Source organism: Paenibacillus sp. FSL H7-689, from assembly GCF_000517905.1.
Lineage (GTDB): Bacteria > Bacillota > Bacilli > Paenibacillales > Paenibacillaceae > Paenibacillus > Paenibacillus amylolyticus.
Genome location: NZ_ASPU01000010.1, coordinates 20,272 through 43,622, shown reverse-complemented (window position 1 = coordinate 43,622; position 23,351 = coordinate 20,272). Strand labels below are relative to the sequence as shown.

At 45.3% G+C, this 23,351-nt stretch carries 20 protein-coding genes; 14 read left to right on the top strand and 6 right to left on the bottom strand.

Annotation, left to right across the window (positions count from 1 at the left end; translation table 11 throughout):
• The first annotated feature begins 1 nt into the window (after nt 1).
• From C170_RS06145 to C170_RS06135, 3 genes are all read left to right on the top strand, one after another.
• Nucleotides 2–1,219: a M16 family metallopeptidase gene (locus C170_RS06145; RefSeq protein WP_036607393.1), complete on the top strand. Its 1,218-nt coding sequence runs from the start codon at nt 2–4 to the stop codon at nt 1,217–1,219.
• 30 nt (nt 1,220–1,249) lie between these two features.
• Nucleotides 1,250–2,005, top strand: a complete 756-nt coding sequence (locus C170_RS06140) for a 4'-phosphopantetheinyl transferase family protein (RefSeq protein ID WP_036607390.1) — start codon at nt 1,250–1,252, stop codon at nt 2,003–2,005.
• 124 nt (nt 2,006–2,129) lie between these two features.
• A complete protein-coding gene (locus tag C170_RS06135; protein ID WP_036607388.1) occupies nt 2,130–3,941 on the top strand; it encodes a S9 family peptidase in 1,812 nt (603 codons plus the stop codon).
• Between the two features lie 130 nt (nt 3,942–4,071).
• Here C170_RS06135 and C170_RS06130 read toward each other — a convergent pair whose 3' ends face one another.
• On the bottom strand, nt 4,072–5,106 hold the full coding sequence (locus C170_RS06130; RefSeq protein ID WP_036607386.1) for a phosphotransferase family protein: 1,035 nt from the start codon (nt 5,104–5,106) through the stop codon (nt 4,072–4,074).
• A 21-nt stretch (nt 5,107–5,127) separates the two neighbouring features.
• Nucleotides 5,128–6,102 carry an SMI1/KNR4 family protein gene (locus tag C170_RS06125; protein WP_036607384.1) on the bottom strand — a complete coding sequence of 325 codons (975 nt, stop codon included), beginning with the start codon at nt 6,100–6,102 and terminating at the stop codon, nt 5,128–5,130.
• A gap of 212 nt (nt 6,103–6,314) precedes the next feature.
• Here C170_RS06125 and C170_RS06120 point away from each other — a divergent pair, with 212 nt between their 5' ends.
• On the top strand, nt 6,315–7,031 hold the full coding sequence (locus C170_RS06120) for a helix-turn-helix domain-containing protein (protein ID WP_036607382.1): 717 nt from the start codon (nt 6,315–6,317) through the stop codon (nt 7,029–7,031).
• Nucleotides 7,006–7,410, top strand: a complete 405-nt coding sequence (locus tag C170_RS06115; RefSeq protein ID WP_051447033.1) for a toxin-antitoxin system TumE family protein — start codon at nt 7,006–7,008, stop codon at nt 7,408–7,410. The genes C170_RS06120 and C170_RS06115 overlap by 26 nt, the downstream gene beginning before the upstream one ends.
• A gap of 110 nt (nt 7,411–7,520) precedes the next feature.
• On the opposite strand, the gene C170_RS06110 is transcribed toward C170_RS06115, so the two are convergent.
• Nucleotides 7,521–8,552, bottom strand: coding sequence for a ribonucleotide-diphosphate reductase subunit beta (locus tag C170_RS06110; protein ID WP_036607380.1), 1,032 nt, complete (start codon nt 8,550–8,552; stop codon nt 7,521–7,523).
• A 368-nt stretch (nt 8,553–8,920) separates the two neighbouring features.
• The gene (locus tag C170_RS06105) at nt 8,921–11,239 is read right to left on the bottom strand and encodes a ribonucleoside-diphosphate reductase subunit alpha (RefSeq protein ID WP_036607378.1); all 2,319 of its coding nucleotides are present in this window, start codon (nt 11,237–11,239) and stop codon (nt 8,921–8,923) included.
• Between the two features lie 773 nt (nt 11,240–12,012).
• Here C170_RS06105 and C170_RS06100 point away from each other — a divergent pair.
• On the top strand, nt 12,013–12,339 hold the full coding sequence (locus C170_RS06100) for an MTH1187 family thiamine-binding protein (RefSeq protein ID WP_017690882.1): 327 nt from the start codon (nt 12,013–12,015) through the stop codon (nt 12,337–12,339).
• A 184-nt stretch (nt 12,340–12,523) separates the two neighbouring features.
• Here the strand turns inward: C170_RS06100 and C170_RS06095 are convergent, their stop codons facing one another.
• Entirely contained in the window at nt 12,524–13,648 is a 1,125-nt protein-coding gene (locus tag C170_RS06095; protein ID WP_036607376.1) for a PsbP-related protein, read from the bottom strand.
• A gap of 445 nt (nt 13,649–14,093) precedes the next feature.
• On the opposite strand from C170_RS06095, the gene C170_RS31295 reads away from it, so the two are divergent.
• From C170_RS31295 to C170_RS06075, 6 genes are all read left to right on the top strand, one after another.
• The gene (locus tag C170_RS31295; protein ID WP_017690880.1) at nt 14,094–14,198 is read left to right on the top strand and encodes a hypothetical protein; all 105 of its coding nucleotides are present in this window, start codon (nt 14,094–14,096) and stop codon (nt 14,196–14,198) included.
• A 43-nt stretch (nt 14,199–14,241) separates the two neighbouring features.
• Complete coding sequence (locus C170_RS31120) at nt 14,242–14,349, top strand: hypothetical protein (protein ID WP_017690879.1); 108 nt, start codon at nt 14,242–14,244, stop codon at nt 14,347–14,349.
• A 263-nt stretch (nt 14,350–14,612) separates the two neighbouring features.
• On the top strand, nt 14,613–14,924 hold the full coding sequence (locus C170_RS31290; RefSeq protein WP_017690878.1) for a hypothetical protein: 312 nt from the start codon (nt 14,613–14,615) through the stop codon (nt 14,922–14,924).
• A gap of 1,173 nt (nt 14,925–16,097) precedes the next feature.
• Nucleotides 16,098–16,694, top strand: a complete 597-nt coding sequence (locus C170_RS06085) for an RNA polymerase sigma factor (protein ID WP_036607374.1) — start codon at nt 16,098–16,100, stop codon at nt 16,692–16,694.
• Nucleotides 16,691–17,656: an anti-sigma factor gene (locus C170_RS06080; protein ID WP_036607371.1), complete on the top strand. Its 966-nt coding sequence runs from the start codon at nt 16,691–16,693 to the stop codon at nt 17,654–17,656. Before C170_RS06085 ends, C170_RS06080 begins: the two co-directional genes overlap by 4 nt.
• A gap of 191 nt (nt 17,657–17,847) precedes the next feature.
• Entirely contained in the window at nt 17,848–19,359 is a 1,512-nt protein-coding gene (locus tag C170_RS06075) for an HD domain-containing phosphohydrolase (protein ID WP_036607368.1), read from the top strand.
• A 4-nt stretch (nt 19,360–19,363) separates the two neighbouring features.
• Here the strand turns inward: C170_RS06075 and C170_RS06070 are convergent, their stop codons facing one another.
• Complete coding sequence (locus C170_RS06070) at nt 19,364–20,017, bottom strand: phosphatase PAP2 family protein (RefSeq protein ID WP_036607365.1); 654 nt, start codon at nt 20,015–20,017, stop codon at nt 19,364–19,366.
• Nucleotides 20,018–20,494: 477 nt separating this feature from the next.
• On the opposite strand from C170_RS06070, the gene C170_RS06065 reads away from it, so the two are divergent.
• Together C170_RS06065 and C170_RS06060 are read left to right on the top strand one after the other, a co-directional pair.
• Nucleotides 20,495–21,910 carry a sensor histidine kinase gene (locus C170_RS06065; protein ID WP_036607362.1) on the top strand — a complete coding sequence of 472 codons (1,416 nt, stop codon included), beginning with the start codon at nt 20,495–20,497 and terminating at the stop codon, nt 21,908–21,910.
• A 208-nt stretch (nt 21,911–22,118) separates the two neighbouring features.
• A complete protein-coding gene (locus C170_RS06060; protein ID WP_235193865.1) occupies nt 22,119–23,276 on the top strand; it encodes an MFS transporter in 1,158 nt (385 codons plus the stop codon).
• Nucleotides 23,277–23,351: the final 75 nt, after the last annotated feature.

The following is a 23,351-nucleotide window of genomic DNA, read 5'->3' as shown; positions in this document are numbered from 1 at the left end:
CATGAGTACTACTATATTAAATTCATGTGTCTGCAAGCGTTTATCCAACGGCCTGAACGTGAGTATACTGCCACAACCCGAATATAGTCATACCTTTGTATCCTGTTCTGTACCCTATGGGTCCATTCACGATAGTACCCTTGCGGGTACGGCACATTTCCTTGAACACATGATGTTTTATAATCCCGATGGTCAGTCCGTCAAATCACTTCTTCATGCTGAAGGGGCCTCAACGTCGGCGCTGACGCGTTATGATGTAACGACGTACCAACTTGCTTGTACAGGTAATCTAAGGAACAGCCTTCAACTTTTTATGAATATGATTGCGACCCCCTACTTCACGAAAAGAAATATTGAGCGTGAGCGGGCGGCGATTCATCAGGAACTGGAAATGTACAAGGATCAACCCTCCTGGCTGGCTCTTCAGCAATTGTTGCAGATGATGTATGGTAACGACCATCCAATCACACAGGATGTTGCGGGCACACCGGAGAGTATTGCCGACATTACCGTAGAATTGCTGAGCAATGCCTATAGAAGTCATTATGCGGCTTCTCGAATGTCTGTGGCAGTAGTGGGACCTGTTGATCCGACGGAGATATTCGAATGGTTAGAGAACTTTTCGATGGATCAACCCAAGATGATATCCCACATTCCATTCATTCAGCCGTTGCAGGAACGGGACGAGACTTATAAGGAAATGAATGGTGGATCTTCAATACCTCTTGTCCGGTTTGGCTTTCAGGAAGAGAGGCCAGTTACGCAATTGGAGACTGAAGTTGCAACCATGATTGGTATCGAAGCCCTTCTAGGAGAGACTTCAACATTCTTCACAGAGAGTGTGAAGTCAGGTTTGCTCGGGAAGGGGAGTCATTGGGATCACTATTACAGGCAGGAATTTGCTTTCTCAAATGTCTGTGGGTATTCCGTTGATCCCGTTGAATTACATCAACGAGTTAAGGAAGAATGCAGTCGCATTCAGGACCGTACACTCTCTTCCGAAGATATACACTTTGCTCGGATGAAGTGGATCAGTAACCACTATGCAGATATGGATTCATTGAAAAAACGTTGCATGCACATCTCTGAATATGGCGTTATCGGGCTGGATTACATGCAAATGAGCGAATGTGCTATGAAACTGACGGATGAGGAGATCGGAATCCACCTAAAACGTATAGCGAAACCGAGTCATCTGAGGATGTCCGTTGTTCGTTGAGCAAGAAGAGTAGGGAGAGGGGGTGACCTTGTGAAACCTACAGTTACAGGATGGAAGGAATCCGCTGCGGTTCATTTTGTGGCAAATGAAGTACATATCTGGACACAGCCTCTTCCGCACAAGGGAGAGGATTTTTTGTCAAGGTTGGATATAGACACCTGTGTACTGAGCCAGGATGAAATTGAACGTGTACAGAGAAAACAGAAACAATCCATGCATGATGCTCAGAATCTGGTTATGTCGCGTACATTTCTGAGAGAAGTACTGGCAATGTACACGGGTCAATCAGCGTCAGATATTTATATTGAATATGGAGCTTCAGGCAAACCTTATGTTCGGTGTGGACCGCAGTTTAACCTTTCTCATACCGAAGGATGTTGTGTACTGGCATTAGCGGCTCATACAGAGCTGGGAATTGATCTTGAGTATGTACGTCCGTTGCTGCGGATGAGCGCGGTGATCAGGCGATTTTTGACGGAAGATGAGAAGTGTTATGTACTGAATCACAGGGAGGAAGAACAGGTAACGATCCGGCGTGTTTGGCAAGTCCTCACACAAAAAGAGGCTTGGATTAAGGCGTGTGGTCAATCTCTGTCCGGACAGTGGCGAAAACTGAATACGATGGGAGAAGGGTTAGATGGGCATCACGTTGTGGAACGGGAAGGGCAACATTATAATTTTCAGTCTTTGAACGTAGGTCCGAATTACTCCGCTACCCTATGCACTACAGGGAAGACAAGACCGCTTGTACGCTGGATGAATGTTGCTGATGATAAACAAAGCTAAGGATAATTTTAAATTATAACTCACATATCTATTGTCTAAACATTGGCATTACCTATAATATGGACAAATGGTACCTTAATTTACCAATGTTAAATTCATTGATTCAATTCCAAGGAGGTTTGTCATGATTCAGTTCCCTAAACCGGATGTCGAGCAATATTTTCAGACGTACCGTATTTCACATTTTGCCGTATCGGCAGACGAGAAACGTTTGTTCATGGACAGCAATCTGAACGGTCAGCCGAATATTTGGGCGATGGATTTGCCTGGAGGATACCCGTATCCTTTAACGTACTTGAATCAGAGCAGTCAATTTATCAAAGCAGACCCGCAAGGACGTCATCTTCTTACCGCGTTTGATTGGGATGGAGATGAGAACTATCATCTATATGCACTTCCATCCGAGGGTGGTGTTCCACTGCCTGTGGTTCCGGCGGAACCGAATGATCGCTGTTATTTCGCTGAGTTGTCCGAGGATGGACAGCGTCTCTATTATGTCACCAGCGCGGGTAATCCGAATTATCTGAATTCACGCCGCATCGATCTGGAGACAGGGGAAGACGAACTGTTATACAGTGGAGAAGAGGTTACGAGCAGCCTGGTTGCTGTAAGTCCTGACGAGAAGAGTTATGTTATTTTAAAAATGTACTCCAATACGTATCAGACGGCGCATCTGTATCGTAACAATGAAGAAATGGTGGTTCTGCCAGCTTCAGAACGTTATAGTCAGGTATCTGATCTGATTTTTGCAGATGATAATCGTCTTCTGTTCATTACCAATGATGACTCCGCATACGCCTATGTGGCTGAATACCGTATCGATACCCGCGAATTCCGCTTATTGTGCAGAATCGAAGGGGAAGATGTGGAGTTCATCCGCTGGCATCAGGCTTCCGAGACCTTATATTTCTGGACACTTACAGGGCCAGAGAATCGTATGTACGTATTGGGCAAAAATGACGATGAGCCTCGGCGCATAGAGATGCCGCTGGATACGATAGAGCAGGTGAACGTTACAAAGGCTGGCAATGTGTATATCCTCGGACGTGGAGCGATTCAACCGCATAACATTTATCGCAAAATAGCAGGTGCTGAGTCCTGGGAGCCGCTGACTGCCAATCGGGTAACCGGACTGGACCCAAGTGATCTCGTGTACCCTGACGTTATTCAGTATAACTCCTACGACGGACTGGAGATTGAAGCTCTCTTGTTCAAAGCAAAACCAGAGCAAGCCAATGGTTACACCGTATTTTGGCCTCATGGTGGGCCGCAATCTTCCGAAGCAAAGTTTTTTCGGCCGATGTTCCAGATGATGCTCGCTCAGGGCTACCATATCTTTGCACCGAATTTCCGGGGCAGTACCGGATATGGTGCGGAATTCGTCAAGATGGTTGAGCGTGATTGGGGTGAGGGTCCAAGGCTGGACTGTGTTGCCGGGATCAACTGGCTGTTTGATCAGGGAATTACCTCGCCGGAGCGGTTGTTTGTGGTAGGTGGAAGTTATGGGGGATATATGACCCTGTTATTGGCAGGGCGCCATCCGGAGCTGTTTCGGGCTGCGGTCGATATTTTTGGACCAAGTAACTTGTTCACATTCCTGGAATCGGTACCGGAAGACTGGAAACCGATGATGGATAACTGGCTGGGTGATCCGGTCCGTGACCGCGAACGTTTAACGAAGGATTCACCGATTACGTATCTCGATCAGATGGTGAACCCAATGTTGGTCATTCAGGGTGCTAATGATCCAAGGGTCGTGAAGGCCGAATCCGATCAGATCGTGGCTGCGCTCCAGTCCAAGGGAATTGATGTGGAATACATCGTTCTGGATGATGAGGGTCATGGCTTCTCCAGAAAGACCAACGAGATTCTCGTGTATCGCCGGATGCTGGAGTTTTTGCAGAAACATCAGGAGTCACCCGTTGCACAAGCTTAAGTTGAGAGATTCCATCGTTGATCGAAGTATATAGTGGTATGAAGAAAACCGCCGGAGATCGTCCTTGATCTTTGGCGGTTTTATGCGTATACCCGTATGTTGGGCGACATATATGGAACGATACATTCTACTAATCTAACAATGCGACAATCGAATCGATGGACTGCTGCGCCCACTGTGCAAAAGGCAGGTCGGCTGCCCACGTCACTTGTCCTGTCGCTTTGGCTTCCCCCCACCACAAGATACGCTGATAGAGCAGATGCATGCTGAGACGTGTGCGGAAGTGTTGGCATTTCTCCTCATCTGCTGCACAGACCAGATCCCGGTAGCAGAGAAGGAACTGTGCGGCCAGTTCTGGTTGACCCTCACGAACATACCTGGTGGATATTTTGGTTAGGTCGGCTGTGCCGTCTCCGAAATAGCCGGTTGTAAAATCGAACAAACCACTAATCTGCCACCCTGAAGAAAGACCGTCCAGATTTTGAATCAAAATATTCTCGACCTTGAAGTCTCCCATAACAAAACACGGAACAGCTCTGGACCGAAATGCCGGTTCAGCATTCTTGAATTGCTCATCCACCCACTGAACATCTTCATCCGTAATCACCGAGTACTGTTCAGCATTATGTAACCAGTGACGAATGGTTCCGTACAACCAGTCCAGATAATCGCCTGCAAAGGAAACAATCTGCTGCGCTACAGGATCATATTCCCCGGCATCAGGCACCTTCCAGCGATGAAGTTCAGCCAAAGTATGGGCAAACATACAGGCGATCTCTTCCTGATCTTGCTGTGAAAGTGAAGCCTGGAATGCTGGATCATACAGGTGATTCCCGGGCAGGCGTGGCATTATGGCATAACTCCAGCCTAGCAGATGGGTATCTTCATGTAATAAATATGGATCAGGGACAGGGATGGACGTATGTTTTGCCAGTTGTTCTACAAAGAACTTTTCTTCCTGTAACTGTCCTGCATATAAAGGATTGCCTTTCAGAATATACTCTCCACGGGAAGAGCGAATGAGCAGTGTCTGACCCATAACCCCTTTATCCGTTCGTTGATAATCTTCAAGGGTTCCCAGGTCAAGCTTATTCAGCGCATCCTGCAATGGAACTGCGGCCACTTCGCCAAGTTGATTGGAACCAAAATATATACGGGTTGTCATATGGCCAGACCCTCCTGGGTGTTAGTCCTCATTCTCTTCGTCAGACAGGTCATACGTATCCTCATCGACCAATCCACGGATGAAAGCTTCAAAATTCGGCGCAAGATATGTAATCTCATAATCATTTTCCTGATCGACATGAACTACACAGGGTTCACCTTCAGGGCCGCAGAAGCGATAATCCAGCATAACAACATCATGACCAGCGGATGGACAATCACAGATCACAATCCCCAGGTCGGGGTATCCCCAATCTTCGATCATGAACCGACTTCCCAGCTCACCAGCGAGTGCGTATATTTTATCGTGTCCAATTCCCATAATGCTTGAAATGGAAATGTGATCCTCAGCCCAGGAAGTAGCTTCTTTGGTGGGAAATACAGTGAGCGCAGGGATACCGCCGTTTTGCGTATTCATCAGTTGAATATAGGAAGCGGGCAGCTTGTAACCCAATTCCTTCTCAATAGTCAAAATCTCTTCTTCATCAAAAGGTTCTGATACATGATTTTCCTGGGCATAATCACTCTGTACCCAGAACGTTGCGGGATCATAAGTCCCTGAAGCGGCTCTTAGATGGTTCTGTATACCGCTCTGCTCGAATGCGGCAAGCTCCTCTTCATGACGCTGGCGATCTTGACGCATCTTGTCCGCTTCGGGACGAATCTCGCGAAGGAATTCAAGGGTAGATTCATCATGGGGCAGAAGTTCATCAGCTCTCTCAAAAGCCAGTAATGCCTGTTCATAACTCGCTATATGACAGTATGCATAACCCAAACGGTATTGCCAGAGCGGGTCGTTTACTCCACGCTCCTGGACAGACAACAAATGTTGAATGGCTTCGCGGTAACGTGCGTCATTGTTATAGGCTCTGGCGAGTTGACCAATCAGATCATAATCCCGCTCTGAGACGGGGATTCGTTCAATATGTTCAATAATGAGACTGAATTGGTCCTGCTCATGCCACAAGTTGATTTGTTCCAGCAGTTCTCTTTCCATGAATAGGCCTCACTTCCGTAGGAGGGGTATGAATCTCTTTCATTATATAATAAGTATGTGTTGGTTGGAGAATGTATAAATCAAGCTCTTCGTAGCATACTGTTTAAGTATACTTTAAGTTTAATCTATAAAGTTTAAGTTGTGTTTAACTTTGTTTAAGTATGATGTTGAAAGTTAAACTTTACTATCCTATACTAGGAGTGTGAGGTGAGATGGATATGGGAATCACAAGAGTTGAGAAGAATATATTTAGTCAGAACACGGATGAGATTGCTTCTGAGTTAGTTCAGAGCTTAAGTAATTCGGATAATAGCATTTTACTGTTCAAAGTGCTGGCATTTGCAGTCAAAAATAATGCTGAATTTGTCCGTAACCTGGATGAATCTATCTTTGAAGATGCTGATATTTTTAGAGAAAAGTATGTTACTCTTCTCAAACATGCGTTAAGTCAAGCAGTGGATGTACCGACAGGAATTACAGACAGTGGTGTTCCTTCTATTCCTTCTATTGAAGTTGTACATTCTTATACTCCTAAAGAATTATCTGTATTTTTTGGAGTGAGTATTACGACGATTTTTAACTGGATTGATCAAGGCCGTTTTATGGGGATTCAAAGAGCCGGGTCCAACAAACATAATCTCATCCCAGACGATACTACATATGTATATGGATCAGGTAAGAGAACGACGATTAAAGAGATTGTGACTATGTGGAAAAAGGAAGAGGCAGAACGCCAATCCACAATAGAAGTCAGTGACCTGGATTACCACACAGGGCAAATTGCCTTATATGAAGATAAATACAAAGGGGAATTCGAACGGACACTCGGAACTAAATTGAACTTAACACCTGAAGAAGAAACCGATGCACAAGTTTGGAAACACCATTTGGGGAGGCAGCGTCTTGGCTTTAAAGATACCGAAAAGTAATTTTCGTTTTATTGAGAATGATTTTTCAGATATTATTATGGAGATTCGAGATGGTGCCCAGGGTCTTCCAAGCAGTGCTAGAACTATTCGTAAAACAATTGTCTTTAATGATTTATCGAAGATGTACTGTGTAGAGGAGATAGATCGAAACGGGGGATTCATCGAGTTATATTGGTATGATTGGTATGATGATCAAAAAGAGTTGATTATGAAATTCCATGCTCATTATCATCCTGATGAAACACCTGCTAATATTACGATGTATGACCCGTTTCATATTCATACGGCAAATGAAAGAAGATTGAATAATGAAAAATTTCAAGAATTATATACGATTCTTGAATTTATTAGATTAAGAAATATCTCTATTAAATTATAATAGTTCAACGCTGATATGATGTTTGTACATACGAATTAAAAAACACTCCCTGAACTTAGGCATTATAGCCACAGTTCAGGGAGTGTTTTTTTTTTATAATCTATTCTTTATTACAAATCGTCAAATCCGTTATCGTCGCCAACTTTACCGTAGTTACGGGATTTAGCTTCGAAGAAGTCGGTTTTGGTTGCATTTAGTGCTTCATCGGAGAATGGTTTGATCCAAGGCATGCAGTTTACATCCACACCTTCATATGCTTTTTCCATACCCATTAGACGCAGACGTTTGTTGGCGATGTACTTGATGTAATCTTCCAACTCGTTCAGGTCAATACCGCGCACGTTGCTGAGTGTGTAATGTGCCCAGTTGGTTTCAAGCTCAACAGCACGATGGATGGTTGTGTATACGTAGTCCATGTTCTCAGGTGTGTTCAGTTCAGGGAAGTCTACCAGCAACTGTTTGTACACTTCGGCGAAGAAGTAACAGTGTTGGTTTTCATCCCGCTGGATATACGAGATCATCTGGCTGGTTGCCATCATTTTCTGGTCACGGGCCAGGTTGTAGAAGAAGGCAAACGTACTATAGAAGAAGATACCTTCGAGTACCAAATCGGCTACCATGGCCTGGAAGAACGTCTGTGGAGACGGCTCGTCCCGGAATGTTTGGTAAATGTCTGCGATGAAACGGTTACGGTCAAGCAGGACTGGATCATGTTTCCAATATTCAAAAATTTCCTTTTGCTCCCGATCAGATACGATCGAAGACAGAACGTAGGAGTAGGATTGGTTATGAACGACTTCCTGTTGTCCGATAATGGCCGAGATCGCTTCGAGTGAAGAATCGGTAAAGTAACGTTTTACGTCACCAACAAACATCGTCTGCATTGAATCAAGTACCGCGAGCAGGGAGATGTTGATTTTGAACGTACGTTGCTCTTCCTCATCCAGTTGAGCAAACTGGGAAGCATCTTTGGACATTGGAATCTCGTCTGCGATCCAGTGGTTGAGCAGCAGTACTTTGTACAATTTGTACATATGAGGCATGCGAATGTCGTTCCAGTTCAGGATACCGGAGCATTCACCTTCAATAATACGGGTTGATTGGTTAGGGGCTTCGGTGTTAAAAATTTTCTGTACTTGCATTGTTCCGTTCACTCCTTGAATGAATTTACACTGTATAACTACGATGACAGAACAACCTTCCGATCGCTGTTATCCCCTGATTTTTTTGATTCCCTCTTTTAAAGAGGAAAATCCGGTGATAAAGGCGAGCGCTCCGCTTCTTCAGCTTTGTTCTGTCCTCTTCGTTATCGTGTAATCATTAATTCTTTTATATATATTAGGGTTGTATAATGTGGCATCTATATCAACATCTTGCGATGCTGTGATCATTTTTTAGGCGAAAAAGAACCAGGGCAACGCCATTTTGCAATCAAAACAGGATGCCCTGGTGGTCACCTCAAATCTAGTAAATCTTCTCTATCATGGATAAAGCGTAAATTGCGTAAAAATCAAGATTCTTCAATCGTTAATGCACGGCTACGAACATAATAAGTTGATTTCATGCCGGCTCTCCAGGCGTGCAGATGCAATTCCAGGAATTCTGTTGCTTTAATATCTGGTCGAACGTAGAAGTTGAAACTTTGTCCCTGATCGACGTGGCGCTGACGGGCAGCCGCCATATTAATGGAAGCATGTTGGTCCACCTGGAACGCTGTTTGGTAATAAGGGCTTGTTTTTTCGGACAGATCCGGAGCCGGATTGGCAATTTTGTAAGTTGTTTTCTCTTCATAAGATAACAGCTCATAGAGCGGATCAATACTAGCCGTTGAACCGGCAATAATGGACGTGGAACCGTTAGGTGCAATGGCGAACAACCAGGCATTACGTACACCGTTTTGTCGTACTTCGGCTTGAAGTTCTTTCCACTGTTCGGTTGTCACGAACTCGCCTACGCGCTCACCTGATGTGTACTCGCGTTGGTCGAAGTAATGACCACTTTCCCAATCGGAACCTTTGAATTTAGGATAATGTCCTTTTTCTTTGGACAGCTCCATACTGGATTTCACGAGCAGGTAGTTGATTTTTTCATACAAATTATCGTTATACGTTACAGCTTCTTCAGACTCCCAATGAATGCCTTCGAGAGCAAGCAGGTGGTGAAGTCCAAACGTTCCCAGACCGACTGCGCGATATTGGCTGTTGGTATATTGGGCTTGCAACACTTCAATGTTGTTAATGTCGATAACGTTGTCCAGCATGCGCACCTGAATTGGAACGAGACGCTCCAATACATTATGAGGTATAGCACGTGCCAGATGGATGGAGTTCAGGTTGCAGACAACAAAGTCGCCAGGCACTTTGGAAATCACGATGCGAGTTTGTCCATCCTTGGTTACGAGTTCTTCCTTTTCAATTACAGTGGCAGACTGGTTCTGCATAATTTCGGTACACAGGTTGGAGGAGTATACCATACCGTGTGCACGGTTAGGATTCGAGCGGTTAACCGTATCGCGGTAGAACATGTATGGCGTACCTGTCTCCAGTTGGGATTTCAGTACACGCTTCATGATGTCAATCGCCTGTACTGTAATCCGGGACAGCAGTGGGTGATTCACCGCTTCTTCGTATTTATCACGGAACGCACCTTCACCAAAGGACTCATCATAGAAATCTTCCAGTCCGAGTGCACGACCATTCTCGTCCTTCCAGCCCATCACTTTCTTCGTTTCGTGCGGACAGAACAGGCTCCATTCGCCACGGGTGGATACCCGCTCCATGAACAAGTCAGGCAGACAGATGCCGTGGAATACGTCATGCGCACGCATACGCTCGTCACCGTTGTTCAGCTTCAGATCGAGGAAGGCCAGAATGTCTTTGTGGAAAACGTCCAGGTACACGGCAATGGCACCTTTACGCGTACCGAGCTGGTCTACGCTGACCGCTGTATTGTTTAGTTGGCGAATCCAAGGGATTACACCGGAACTTGTATTTTGGTGACCACGGATATCCGAACCACGAGCTCTGACTTTGCCGAGGTAAACGCCGATGCCGCCACCCATTTTGCTCAGACGAGCTACATCCGTGTTGGAATCGAAGATACCTTCGAGTGAGTCGTCCACCGTATCAATGAAGCAGCTGGAGAGTTGACCGGCTACTTTTTTACCTGCATTGGACATCGTAGGAGTAGCAGCGGTCATGTACATGTTGCTCATTGCCCAGTATGCTTCCTTGACGAGATCCATACGTCTCTCGGCAGGCTCTTGGTGCATTAGGAACATGGCGATAACCATATAACGCTCTTGTGGCAGTTCCATTACTTTTCCATCAAAATCGTGAGCGAGGTAACGTTCTGCCAGTGTGAGCAAGCCGATGTAATCGAAGAGCAGATCGTTGCGGTAGTCAATGCACTCAGCAAGTTCGTCGATCTGTTCTTTGGTGTAACATTCCAGTAATTCTTCGCGGTAGATACCTTTCTTCACGAGATCTACAAGAAGAGGGTGGAATGCGCCATAAGGCTCGTCCGGGTAAGACTTGTATCTGCGGTTGGTAGCCGCTTTTTTGTAAAGGGAAGTGAGCAGGGAGCGTGCCGCTGCAAATTTCCAATTAGGCTCCTCTTTAGTTACCAATTCCAGTGCGCTCATGATAAAAGCGTTGCTGATTTCGTCTCCGGTAACTTCATCACGGCGGAGCTTGCTGTTTACCCCACGTACCAGACGTTCCTTGTCCAGCATTTCCAGTCCTTCCAGAGTACGGTCGGCATATACCGAGATGCGCATATCATCAAAGGCAAGCTGGCGGTTGTTCGGCTTGGTCACAACTTGTGGCATGAATATTCCTCGCTTTCGCATGTTAAAGATATAAATTGGAGAAATTCTTTATATAAAGAATTGAGTGTTGTCTTACGGTGAGAAAAAGGTAAAGGTTGCTTTTGGCAGACTGAAACGGCGGTGACAAGTTCATGTCTTAAATCGCTCAACTTGAGGAGCACAAAACAGCACAATTCAGAACATGCTCATATAAAAAGCATTCTCCCGCCTCGCGGCTGAAAATGCCCATGGATGCTCTGGCTTCCTTACTGTCTTAGAAGTTCTGGATATCGACAGAAAAGGGTGCTTATGTAAGCTTTGGTCTATTGCAGATGTGCCTGTAGTTTGAGGATACCGGATGCAGTCCAAACAGCCCCGTTAACCTCCATGTCAACTCTGTTTCGAGAAAGCGATTTACACCTACAGGGACGTGCCTTTGGAGGTGATTTCATCCTGTTTTTCGCGAGAATGCAGAAGGTGACTAATAGAAGCGGAGAAATCTAGTGTTACTACATTTTGTAGCTGTCAACATACTGTAACCCAACATATTGTGTTTGTAAAGTGGGCCGATACAGTAAAACGTAATTCCGAGTATACCATTTAAGCCAGGAATCCGCAAAGGAAAAGGACTGGAAGATTTGAAGATTTATCAAAAAAAATTTTTGGCCAATTTGAATGACGTCATCACGTCAGTTTGAATTGTAACGCATTCAACTGGTAGAATAAAAATAGTCAAAAATCGACTAAAATTAGCGGCAGCGGTTGTTCACGGGGCCCAGAGGAGGCGGAGCAAAATGGCAATAGCAGAAGTGACTGTAATTCCAATCGGAACGGGTACAACCAGTCTAAGCAGTTATGTGGCGGACATGCAAAAGGTATTGGAACATCAACGGGGCATTACATATCAGTTAACTTCCATGAGCACCATTATTGAGGGACCACTTAACGAGATCTTTACAGCAATTGCGGCTCTGCATGAAGCGCCGTTTCTGTCAGGAGCTCAGCGTGTTTCCACATCCGTCAAAATTGACGACCGTCGTGATAAACCGGATGCCTCCAGTATACAGAAGTTACAATCGGTTCAGGATAAACTGACGTCACTTCAGGCAAGACCTAATTAATGGTTTAGTATAAACATCCGTATATACGGTTATTCGGTATGTTATAAGTCATTAATTAAAGGTTAGATTGTGTCTGTCTGTGTAGTTAACGTGTATTTCTGACATCTATAAACTGAAAGACAAAAAAGACCCAGCTTAACGTTCATTAAGCTGGGTCTTTTTGTATACTCATTTAACATTTTAATTAATCTGCAACTACCAATGATGCACCAATCAACGTGGCGTTGGTGTAACCACCGCCAACATTTTCAAAAGAGAAGTTGGTAATTGGCGCACCGATAACCGTGGCATAATCACCATCAAGCAAATCTCCGGTCGTTGCAGGATATAACGCTATAATATCGTTTCCGTTCTCATCCATGACATGAACGATAGAGAAAGTTGCTCCGAGAGAGCTATCTTCTTCAACGGAAATGACTTCCCCGTTAACTTGTACGAAAGTATTGTAATAGTTGGCTACATTTTTATTCAGATGACGTGTCGTTACATTGGAGTCAACAAGCCCCTGTACCTTTTTGCTTAGTTCTGCCGTAATGGCAGGGAATACATCGTTATGTTTACCAAAGAAATCATAAGATGCCTGCTCCATAAAGGCTGTGTCTTCTGTAATGTACGGAGTTAACTCATTAAAGAAATCCGCAGCTGATGCCGTAACAGATGAATTTCCAGTTGTTGCAGTTGGTGCTGTTTGCTCCAGAGGAGCAGTAATGCTTAGGGAATCAAGGATATCTTTGATCTCATCCTGATTATAAGTATCCTTGGCGTAGGTTAACGTCATGGTATAGAGTTCTGTATTGGTCGGAATCAGATACTGCACAAGGATAACATCTGTACCCGAGGAATGCTTATAGGCTCCTTCCAAGACACCAGCGCTATATTCTTTATAAGGCTTGTTTGTGTAGCTGGTTTTTTTATAATCGGAAATGCCGATGCTTGAACCGCTTTGTGTGTAATAATCCACTATATTATTGGCGTATTCTTCAGGATTAATTGAACCGGTTGAGCTGGCCTCAATCGTCAGATTCATATTATCTGCAAATGTGACTGATGAAGATTGGTCTGAAAAAGCAGCTTTAATGGATGGAGCATTCATTTGACTTGTATCTACGCTTTTCCAGGATTCAGGATATGCAAAAGAAAATCCTTCTCCACTATATGTAGTGTATTTCGTAGCTTTAGCTTCTGTTGAGACAGTTTCAGTTGCCTTGGATGCTTCGGTCGTTTGGCTATTGGTTGTTGTATTTGTTTCTGAATTACCACAAGCACTAAGCAATGTGGCTAATGCCAAAATCGTAATAAGTTTCTTCATTATGTCTAATTTCTCCTAATGTGCTTCCCATCGGTTGGGATTTTTTCTAAGGTCATCATTTCGTTTGGGATAATCTGGTTTAGGTGGTGGGCATGGAAACTCCTTTCTATTTTATTAGTAAAATAATAACATAAATAAAGATTTCAGTATTCATAATTACTAAAAAGATAATTTATCTGTATTTAACAAGTTAAAAGCTAATAATATACCGTATGGGTATCCATTTTGAGTGATAGTACATACATTTGGTTGATATAACCGTGGGATTTATTTATGACTTAAACATATATGAACATAACATTCCGGCTTAAGAACTAACCCTTTATGTAGGTGCAATTAGCGAATAGTCGGTGGAAAAAAAACAGCCCATTTTCGACCTGAGCCCGGTCCCATGTGTGATTGGTGCATATAGTGAACTGTACCTCAAATCAAAGGAGGGGTTTACATGAGTGGAGTAGTAGGTGGATACGGCGGCGCATGGACATCGACTGGCGCGATCTTGGTTCTCTTTATCTTGTTGGTCATCATCTCTAAAGCATTCTTGATCTAATAAACCGCTTGGACCCTAATATATTTGTAAAGGAGGGTTCTGCATGAGCAACGTAGTTGAAGGCGTAGGATACGGCGGCTGGACATCGACTGGAGCAATCCTGGTTCTGTTCATTCTTCTCGTAATCATCACTAAATCTTTCTGGGTATAATATGGCGAGCTCTGCCGGGCAACCGGTGGGGTTTTTTTTCTAGAGGACAAGCATGGTGGAGAGCCAGGAAGATAAGATAGCTTGTGGTTGAACGGAAGAATTGGTGGAATTCAAGAAAAGGAAGGATGGCGTATGCTTCGAAAATGGGGAAGGTACCTCATGGCTAAACGCCCATTTTGTCAAAATGAGGGCGATAGCCCGGTCCAGAGGTAGGCTGAATACATAGCTTAGGGGTGTAGGCAAATGTTAAGGAGGAATGAACAATGAGCGAAGTAAAACCGAATTCACCGAACGGACAGGGACACGTATACGGACATATGGGAGGTTATGAGCATATGCAAGGATACCAATACACAGGTCATGAAATGCATGGGTATGGATATGGTTGTGGAACAATGCCAATGGGATATGGTTATGGATACGGACACCATGCCAATCAGGCTCCAATGATGCACGGTTATCAACAGGGTTGTGGAGTATCCTATGGTCATGGCGGCGGAAGCTGGGGTTCCATGGGTACGATCCTCGTACTGTTCATCTTGCTGGTCATCATCTCCAAAACGATGTTTATCTAAGGATTTGTGAGTGCAAGGGGACTTTGCTGATCGTGGATCGTTGTGATAGATGCTCTAAATAAACTCCGAAGTCTGAGTTCCATGTTGGGGCATAACGTACCTATGATTCAGAGCGGGACAGCGTAGGATTTCATCCTGCGGTGTCCCTTTTTTATTAGAAGTGAAGGAGCGTTGGGATTACTTTCTTTAACGAACTCCACAGACGCTATTCCATGCATTTTTGCAAAAATTGAAGGCTTAACGAATTGTAGATGTCTTATTATCTGAATCTGGGCATGTTTGGAGCCAATATTCATGAAGTGCCATGGATTAACGTGGCTGAGATTCGTTAAATTTTACATAGCACAGAAATCCCCAATATAAGGTGTGCAGGATTCGTTAGCGTCTGGTGAGCGTAAACATTTGCTTTAGAGGCCGAAGTTATTTGCACAATTGGAGAAGTAAGAAGTAAGAAGTAAGAAGTAAGAAGTAAGAAGTAAGAAGTAAGAAGTAAGAAGTAAGAAGTAAGAAGTAAGTATCGAGGAGTGCAGTCAGTGGGAGAATGGAAAAGTTTTAAAGCAGAGCCGAATTTATCTGGTTAGTCTGAAAAGTGGAAGGAGGACTTTTCTTAATGTAGGAACGGTGTCCGACAGTCTGTAGATGTTACTAAATTGGATATGTAGACATGGATAAACACCCGGAACCCAATTCCGGGTGCTTTGTGTATGTTTTCAATCTTCTCAAGAATAAGTGATATCCAAAACAACAAAAGCCCTACCTCTCTTTTGTCCTTGCGGCTCCGATGACCGCGCCAGTGTGAATGGGAACATCTTGTGAAACTCTGTACTACCGGGTTATTGTGATTCAGGTTCTTCAATCTTCATAGGTTAATTGTGCTTAGAGTTCGCTGCGGTCGCAGCATGAAGAAAATATTCCGGGGTTTAAAGAAGACAGAAATCATATGAGGTTGTTTAATACAACTCTTATAGTATACCACAGGTTGTAATTTTCTGCAATAAAAAGGAAAGCGCGACCAGAGCAGCATGTTTTCGGACTGTTTTTAAGTTAGAAAGTGAAAGGTTAGTTTGAAAAGATACAGAAAATTTTTCAAACTATTTCTTCATAGGGGTAATCCTCTTCAAAAGATTCTGCGTAGGTTATAATAAGAGGGAAGAAACAGAAAGGGGCCCTCGCATGACTGAATCGATGGAGGACAGCAGGTTAATGCGGCAGATCGCGGAACGTGATGCCTCCGCACTGGAGCTTTTATATGACCGTTATGAGCGAGCGGTGTATTCTTTTGCCTACCGGATCGTTGGTGATCCCATGACGGCAGAAGAGACCGTTCAGGAACTTTTTATGCGGGTCTGGAATAATGCCGAACGTTACGATGCCTCACAGGGGAAGCTGACCACATGGATGTTTGCGATTACGCGTAACATTGCAGTGGACATGCTGAGGCGGAAATCAAAAGGGGCAGCGACTACTTCAGTTGAACACGAGACACTGGCTGCCTATGCCGATGAACATACGAATACGGAAGAAGAAGTGCAGCGTAAATGGGAAGGTACCCGGATTAAAGAGGCGTTGTCCCAATTAAACGGTGATCAGCAACAAGTTATAGAATCGATTTATTATGCGGGATTAACCCAGCAGGAAGTATCCAGCCGATTCGGGATTCCGTTGGGTACAGTAAAGAGCCGTGTCAGGCTTGCCATGCGACAGCTCCAAAAGTTGCTGGCCGATGCTGAATTGCATCCGGACGCGGGAAGGGAGGGCATACATCCATGATAGAACGACATGAGGAGTGGTCTGATCTGGCACCGATGTATGTGCTGGGCGGACTGGAAGCAGAGGAAGTGGCGGCGTTTGAAGCGCATATGGCAACTTGCGAACCTTGCCGCCAGGAGGTAAGGGAATTGCAGGAAGTGACTGGCTTCCTGCCACTTGCGGCGGAACCTGTAGCACCGCCGCAAGGCATGCGAGCACGTGTGCTGGGCAACGTGCTCGGACATGTGCAGGAGAGCGCCGAGGCGAAGCCAGCGGCTACTCCTGCAGAGCCTGAAGCACCCGTGGTGCTTCAGGAGGATCTTGCGCCGCAGCCCGGGCCAGGCTTGCCGCCGGTAACGGCGGTGCCTGCGGCCCGGGTGGAAGAGGCTGCCCAGGCACAGCCATGGCAGCCACAAGCGCACGCGCGTGCGCGCATCAGCAGCGCCTGGCGCATAGCCAGTGCCGCCCTTGCGGCCGCGGCACTGTTACTGGGCGTGTACACGGCGCAGCTGCGAAGCCAGATCGACTCGCTGACGCAGCAAGCGGCGGGCTCGTCGGCTACGCAAGAGCAACTGGTGCAGGCACAGGCGCAGAATGCACAGCTGCAAGAGCAGCTGGCATCAGCTCTGAAGCCCGCACAGGGCATGCAGACTGGCGAGGCAGTGAAGCTGAATCCTGCAACGCAGGACATTGTAGCTCAGGGTCTCGCAACCATCGTTATTGACAGCAAAGGCACTCACCTGGTTGTGCAGGCTGAGAACCTGCCGAACCTGGAAGGCAACGAGGCTTTTCAGGTCTGGTTGATCAAAGGAGATACCCCTCAGAATGCGGGTACTTTCCTTAGTCGTGACGGAACGGGAGCGGTATACTACACATTGGATTCGGCCAACGACTATGATACGGTTGCCATCACGCTTGAACCGGATGCAATGGGAGATGAGCCGCGCGGTACAATGATTCTGGCTGCCAAGATTAAAGGATAAATATAGGATATATCACCAAAGGCTGCTCCGTCGTGGAGCAGCCTTTTTGTGTTTTCCAGTTCTGATGCCCATCCATTGGATTTTATTAATTTTTTTTGTCGGAGCAACCGATAAACAAATAGAAGGCAATACCCTTAATCTCCCTGTATCTCAAGGGAGAACTGGTTGCACATAGAGAGTGAGGGGTTCAGTTGGAAGCATACCGTTCATTTATCTTTCGCCTGATACGCAATTATCTGATCGGTTCACTGGCAGCTGTTTTTGTTGTCGGTACAGTAGTTATGGTATCTACTCTGCAAATACCCAATATTCAATTTGTTCGGCTCATCTTCATTGTACTGATTTCACTCTTGTTCATGCTGGTTGCAGAATTAATTACGCTGTGGGTGCAGCTAGGCCCCATAAGACAATTTTTCACTTCCGAGCATCACGAGAGAGACGAATTGAACCACATGTATGAGAAAATTCATCGTTTTCCGGGACAGACCATATATCGGATCATGGGTCCGCACATGCTTGGTTTCTCACTTCCGGCAGCCGGATTAACATTATGGATGATATCCACAGGGTGGCTTGAATTTCCTTACTTCTATACTGTCGTGGCCGCTGCGTGTGCCTTTCTGATTGCCATCATGCATGCGCTGATTGAGTATTACTTAACGGTGCGGGCGATTAGACCCCTGTTACTTGAGATTCGACATCGAGGCAAAGTCCAATACGGGATGGAACCTTCACTGGGAGGGCGAATCCTGGTATCGATCCAGCGTAAATTTCAGCTAAGTACGGCACTGATTGGCTTATTTCCTCTATTTCTATTTTTCCTGGCTACATATATCAGACTTCAGTATATGGACAGTGAATTTGCGAAAGAGTACATACTGTGGGGAATTCTCATCGTTGTTCTGGGCGCGGGGTTTGCGCTGGTGGGAAGCTGGCTGTTGATTCGTGATGTTCGTGATCCAGTTGCTGAACTGACGCATGAGATGAACCGAATTCAGGGGGGAGATCTTGGCAGACGAGCTCCGGATCTATATGCGGATGAGTTTTCGGCACTGATCTCCGGTTTTAATATGATGATTAATCGGCTGGAGATGAGACAGGAACGCAATCGACAGCTGTTGCAAAGTTATTTTTCTACGCTGGCTGCTGCTTTAGATGCCCGAGATAAGTACACGGCAGGACATTCCATGCGTGTGGCAGAGTATTCGCTGATGATTGGTAAGCTGAGCGGAATGAGTGAGGAACAGGCGGATTTATTGTACAAATCAGCCCTGCTTCATGATATCGGGAAAATCGGCATACCTGATGAGGTGTTGCTGAAGGATGGAAAACTAAGCGATGAAGAATTCGCAATTATTCAGACACATCCCGTGCAGGGAGAGAGTATTCTGCTCCAGATAGAACCCATTGATGCCATGGCTGACTTTCTGCCTGGTGTACGATCTCACCATGAGAGATATGATGGCAAAGGGTATCCGGATGGGATGGCAGGCGATGAGATTCCGCTATTTGGCCGCATCATTGCGGTAGCGGATGCCTTTGATGCCATGACGTCTGATCGACCATACCGGAATGGGATGAGTCATGAGAAAGCGCTAACGATTTTGGAAGAAGGAAAAGGGACCCAATGGGACCCCTATTTTGCAGGTTTGTTTATTGATGAATGGAGACGACAACAGCATCTTCAGAAACCATCGAAGTGAGGGATCAGCTGATCCCCTCTGTCCACTTCGATTCTTTTCTGCGTCTCCGGTGAAGAGCGAGGCCTGTTATGATGGTGAGAACACATTCGCCGAGTATGACCGCACCCAAGGCGTCATAGATTACATGTTGTTTGATCATTAGCGTGGATACTATAATAGTTGCTGCCCCGGCGGCCACCAAAATCTTGATGGGTTTGCGGATGCTTGGAACCGAGAGAACAGCACGCATAACCAGATAAGAGTGAAGAGAATGAATACTTGGAAAACAATTATAAGGACGATCCTGACTATAGAGCCATCCGAGGACAGATGCTCCCAGGCCTGTACCCGTCAGTTCCGGGCGCGGTACCATGGTCTGAAAGTTGAAGTAGATCAGATAACATATCCAGACACAGATATTCATGGATAACAAGACGCGGTAATACGTCAGGCGATCTTTGGCACACAGGTAAGCGAGCACACCGAATACAAACGGGTACCAGCCCAAATATGGAATGGACATGCCAGGCACGTAGGGAATGATCCGGTCGAGCGGCGAATCAAGCACTACGAACCCGCGTTCTGGACTATTAAGAATATCATAGAAGAGCCCCATGACGGCCAAAGACAGCATTAAACTCAATGACAGCCAATAGGATTTGCTTTTTAACAATTGCACAACATCTTTCTCCTTTCATTCATGTTCCGACGAACATGACCCCAGCAAATAACTATATGAGTTGCACTATACATTCATTTACACGAGAACGCAGAGGACAGAAATAACCTGAAGAAGCGGAGCTAAAAGCTTTCTGAAAGAAAGCTGCATCGGAAGCATACGCTTCGCCTTTATCCACGGATTTTCCCTTTCAGAAAAGGGAATCGAAAAAATCTGGGGATAACAGCGATCAGAAGGTTGTTCTGTCATCGGAGTGGCAAGTGTAATTATTCTTTAGTTCAATCTATATAGTAGTTTAAATTTAAACAACAATATATTCTACTACGACCAGCGCACAAATTGAATCCTGATTTGTGTATTTTTGTGTATTTTTTTGACGAAGAAGGAATGCCGAAGCTTCAATGGGCATGATATGATAGAGACACATACGGACGAAGGTAATTTGGCCAGTAAAGTCGGTTCAACAGGAGTGAGTGAATGCAATTTTCAAAAATGTTCGTATTGAATATGGGGATGCTTATTACCATTGCATATCTTGCTAGTGTGTTCTATAAATATGTCGTAATACGTACCTCTTCCCGAGTGAAGCAGATCAGCTCCGTGCTTGTCCTTATTTTTGCAGGTTGGATCAGTACGGTTTTTGGGTTTCAACTCACCGATGAAGTGGTCTTTGATCTTCGATATGTTCCTTTAATTGTTGCCGTTCTAACGTATAGACAACCCTATAGCGTAATTATCGTGGGTATTGGAATTGGGCTGTCGAGGCTGACTTTTGGCATCACGGATGCTACATTGGCGGCAGTACTTAACATGTCTATTTTGGGCGTGATATGTGCAGGTCTGAATATATGGATGAGACGCAGCAACTACAGGCTGATTATTAAAGGAATCCTTGTTACAGTTATCGTCAATGTGGTCAACAGTATAAACATCGCTATCGTTGGTGTGATCCCGGCTACATACTTCTTTTCACATATTATGCCTTATACACTTCCTACAGGCATTTTGCTGAGCCTTATTTTTGCATTTATTTTACGTGATTTTCAGAATGAACAGAATCGAATTTTGCTGATCCAGAGTACAAACCGGCTATTGTCTGTGCAAAAGGAAGAGTTACAGAAAGCCCAGATTGTACTGGAGGATCGAGCGAAACAATTGATGATTGCCTCACAGTACAAATCCGAATTTCTCGCCAATATGTCCCATGAACTGCGTACACCACTGAACAGTGTCATTAACTTTGCCCAGATGATCAGCGAGAATGCCGACACGATGGATCAGGAGGATATTATACGTTTTGCCAATATGATCGACCACTCCGGGCAGGAACTGCTTACGCTCATTAACGATATTCTGGATCTTTCCAAAGTAGAAGCGGGGCGGCTGGATATTGTACTGGAGGATATCAGTGTCGCACAACTTACAGAAGATGCCATGAGCCACTTTCAGCTTGTTGCCGAGAAAAAAGGTATTCAGTTGGTTCTGGACAAAAAAACGGGACTGCCCGAGACGCTCTGGTCTGATCCCCAGCGGGTTCAACAGATTTTGCGGAATCTGATGTCCAATGCCATCAAGTTCACTCACCGGGGGAAGGTCACGCTGACCGTAAGCACCAAGCAGATTAAGAATGCAGGTATTCAGAATCGATGGCTTATTTTCTCCGTTCAGGATACAGGAATTGGCATTTCTGAGGACAAGCATCATTCCATATTTGAAGCATTTCAACAGGCTGACGGGTCGATTAGTCGAAAATTTGGCGGTACCGGACTTGGCCTGTCAATCAGTCGGGATTTAGCGAGATTACTGGGGGGATCGATTGAACTGGAGAGCGCTGAAGGTAAAGGAAGCACCTTCCATCTCTATCTCCCGTTGGACCGTGAAAAAATGAGTTGACAACCTTCGCGCCGTGAGTAGAATTTGGGATGACAACTAGCATCGACCGGCTTTTGAGACCCGGTCTAAGGAGTGTATCCCCATACAGAAGACGGTCAACGTTAACCCTCCCCCGTTAGCAAGCAAACCACGGCGCAAGGGTTCGACACAACGCACGAATTTATCGATTGCAACATGGGAGGGTGTACCGGCAATTATTTTACAGACCTTGCTGGGAGGCCCATTTTTAACCGGATTTCTGCTGTACCTTGGGGCCGGGTCGAGACATATCGGCTTTGTGCTCGCGATTACGACGTTTGTGAACATTGCCCAGATCGGAGCAGCTTACTGGATGCAGCGTATTCGCAGCCGTAAACGCATGCTTCTGTTATTTGTGGGCACACATCGCATCTTGTGGAGTGCAACGGGACTGATCCCGTTCATATTCCCCAAAGAGTGGTGGGTAAGCGTATATATTGGCGTGTATACGGTTGCTTTTATATCAAATACCATCGGCGGTATGATCTGGACTTCACTAATTGGCGATATCGTACCTGCTAAGGTGAGAGGGCGTTATTTTGGAATTCGAAATACGATTCTGAATGCTCTTGGAAGCGTATGCTTATTTGCAGGCGGTATTGTTTTGGACCGTTACCCGGGAGAAATGGGCTTTCTGATCCTGTTTATTCCGGTGTGGATCTGTGCTATTGCCAATACAGTCATCTATTTCTTCTATCCGGACGTTCCCTTCGAACGTTCTACCGAAAAGGTTTTCTGGCGCATGTTCATCAAGCCGTTCCAGGATCGTTCTTTCCTGAAAGCAACGCTGTTCCTGGCTTCATGGTTATTGATCCAGACCTTGATTGTTCCGCTTTATTCCTATGTTATGCTCGATCTATTGAACATCAATTATCAGACGGTATCCCTGATCACGGTAGTCCAGACGCTGGTTATGATGGCCGGTTTCTATGTTTGGGGTAATCTGAATGCCAGATTCAGCAACAAAACCCTCCTATTTTGGACATTGCCAGTCATTGCACTCTCCTGTTTGTCGTGGGGGTTAATGTCGTTCATGCCCGTATTGATCGCACTATTTCTATCTCATATCTTCCTTGGGATCGGGGTAGGTGGATTCAACCAGCTGGCATTTAACTTTACGATTGGAGACACACCCAAAAGTGAAAGACCGATGTTTGTCGCGGTGTATTCGGCTCTGACCGGAGTCACTTCGTTTCTCGGGCCGTTGTTGGGTGGCTGGTTGTATGAAAAGATGGAAACCTGGTCCGATGCGCTGGCCTGGATCTCAGCCTATGGATTTCAGATGGGGGTTGGTGTCGTGATGCTGATTCTGACATTTACCCTTGGACGTCGTGTACTGTTAAAATAGAAACGATATAAATTTCAACTAATGAATATTTACACGGGCACTTCGATGACAGAACAACCTTGTAAATATTTAGAT

What these genes read in the sequence shown, in the direction of transcription:
- C170_RS06125 (WP_036607384.1), bottom strand. Translation starts at nt 6,102, where the DNA reads ATGGAAAGAGAACTGCTGGAACAAATCAACTTGTGGCATGAGCAGGAC.
- C170_RS06110 (WP_036607380.1), bottom strand. Translation starts at nt 8,552, where the DNA reads ATGCAAGTACAGAAAATTTTTAACACCGAAGCCCCTAACCAATCAACC.
- C170_RS06145 (WP_036607393.1), top strand. Translation starts at nt 2, where the DNA reads ATGAGTACTACTATATTAAATTCATGTGTCTGCAAGCGTTTATCCAAC.
- C170_RS06065 (WP_036607362.1), top strand. Translation starts at nt 20,495, where the DNA reads ATGCAATTTTCAAAAATGTTCGTATTGAATATGGGGATGCTTATTACC.
- C170_RS06120 (WP_036607382.1), top strand. Translation starts at nt 6,315, where the DNA reads ATGGATATGGGAATCACAAGAGTTGAGAAGAATATATTTAGTCAGAAC.
- C170_RS06085 (WP_036607374.1), top strand. Translation starts at nt 16,098, where the DNA reads ATGACTGAATCGATGGAGGACAGCAGGTTAATGCGGCAGATCGCGGAA.
- C170_RS06100 (WP_017690882.1), top strand. Translation starts at nt 12,013, where the DNA reads ATGGCAATAGCAGAAGTGACTGTAATTCCAATCGGAACGGGTACAACC.
- C170_RS31120 (WP_017690879.1), top strand. Translation starts at nt 14,242, where the DNA reads ATGAGCAACGTAGTTGAAGGCGTAGGATACGGCGGCTGGACATCGACT.
- C170_RS06080 (WP_036607371.1), top strand. Translation starts at nt 16,691, where the DNA reads ATGATAGAACGACATGAGGAGTGGTCTGATCTGGCACCGATGTATGTG.
- C170_RS06130 (WP_036607386.1), bottom strand. Translation starts at nt 5,106, where the DNA reads ATGACAACCCGTATATATTTTGGTTCCAATCAACTTGGCGAAGTGGCC.
- C170_RS06135 (WP_036607388.1), top strand. Translation starts at nt 2,130, where the DNA reads ATGATTCAGTTCCCTAAACCGGATGTCGAGCAATATTTTCAGACGTAC.
- C170_RS06095 (WP_036607376.1), bottom strand. Translation starts at nt 13,648, where the DNA reads ATGAAGAAACTTATTACGATTTTGGCATTAGCCACATTGCTTAGTGCT.
- C170_RS06105 (WP_036607378.1), bottom strand. Translation starts at nt 11,239, where the DNA reads ATGCCACAAGTTGTGACCAAGCCGAACAACCGCCAGCTTGCCTTTGAT.
- C170_RS31290 (WP_017690878.1), top strand. Translation starts at nt 14,613, where the DNA reads ATGAGCGAAGTAAAACCGAATTCACCGAACGGACAGGGACACGTATAC.
- C170_RS31295 (WP_017690880.1), top strand. Translation starts at nt 14,094, where the DNA reads ATGAGTGGAGTAGTAGGTGGATACGGCGGCGCATGGACATCGACTGGC.